Below are 1242 nucleotides of genomic sequence, written 5' to 3'. Positions count from 1 at the left end.
ATGGTTTGAAATTGTCGCAGAATCATCTACAGATATAACTTTCATATGCATCTACTAAAGTCTTATAAAACTCAATAATAATTAACAGTAATAAAATAGTAGGTATTATGAAAAAAAAGTAGTGCTAACAACTACAAATTATGTTGTTTTAAATGTTGGTACAAGATTTTATCTGCTTAAAAATTAATGCATCCCACTCATACAATGTTTTAGAAACCTCAATTTTCCATAACAGTTGGTCGGGAAGAATCGATTTTTGTGATTTAAAGTTTCGGGTATTTTTTTCCTGAGCCCCTGAAGCATTTTTTAAAAATTTGGGGAGTTCAATAGGGTAGAAATAAAAGAGCCCTCTTAAATAGCCTACATGCCATTTTGTATAGAAATTTTGATTTCCCGAAGTAACAATTCTGGTTTCAATTATAATACTATCAGATTTTCCCTGAAGAAGATGAACCAATTGCTCAATTACAACGGGTATATCTTCCTGATGCAAAAAATCAAGAACAGAGTTGTCATTTAAATTTTTCAGGCAGACATGTTTACTAAAGGTTTCATCTAGAAAAACGATACTTCCTTCAAAATCACATATCAACAAAACTGACTTATTGTTGACAATTTTTTTGGAAAAATTGCTTTTTTCTAAATCAAAAACGTCTACGGTTTTTGCAACTTTGTTGAATAACGGACTGTATTCAATCAGTTGCTTATTCGCATCTGAAAAGTGTTCAAAATTCATGGTCATTCACTTTTGGGGCGCATTGGATTCAATTTTTGGTGTCCTCCAACACTGTAAATATACGGCAAAATATAAAACTTCAAAAAATCCGAGGTTAATTTTGTATTAAAGCACTATTAATTTAAACTTTTTTTACTTTCCAAAGCCTCTATTAAAAGGCCCGGAATTGTTTCAAATTCATAGGATTTATCGATAAAATGGCAGGCACCCAGTTGTTTGCTTTTTTTGACATAAATCTGGTCTGTCAGGTTACTAAGCATAAAAACCTTTATTCCCGGAAAATTTGATTTTACAAAGTTCAGCAAATCAAATCCACTTTCCTCATTCACCATGATGTCCAGTAAAATTACATCGGGAGATGATTCTTGCACTATGATTTTTCCTTCGTCAATATTGTAGGCGTGGCCAATCCAGTCTACCATTTCCAGGTCTTTAAAAAGGTAATTCAGATGTGTTGTGATTGTTGTAGAATCATCAATGGACAAAACTTTTAGTTTCATTTTTGT

The 1242-nt window shown here is 31.9% G+C and carries 2 protein-coding genes; both read right to left on the bottom strand.

The window, feature by feature from the left end; all coding sequences use genetic code 11:
* Positions 1-148 precede the first annotated feature (148 nt).
* Positions 149-736, bottom strand: coding sequence for a PAS domain-containing protein (locus AC6F75_RS12365; protein WP_500715350.1), 588 nt, complete (start codon positions 734-736; stop codon positions 149-151).
* A gap of 116 nt (positions 737-852) precedes the next feature.
* Positions 853-1242: response regulator (locus AC6F75_RS12360; RefSeq protein ID WP_500715349.1), on the bottom strand; the 390-nt coding region annotated here is incomplete at its 5' end.

The sequence above is a fragment of the Planktosalinus sp. genome (assembly GCF_059864935.1).
This window is presented reverse-complemented; position numbering and strand designations above follow the sequence as displayed.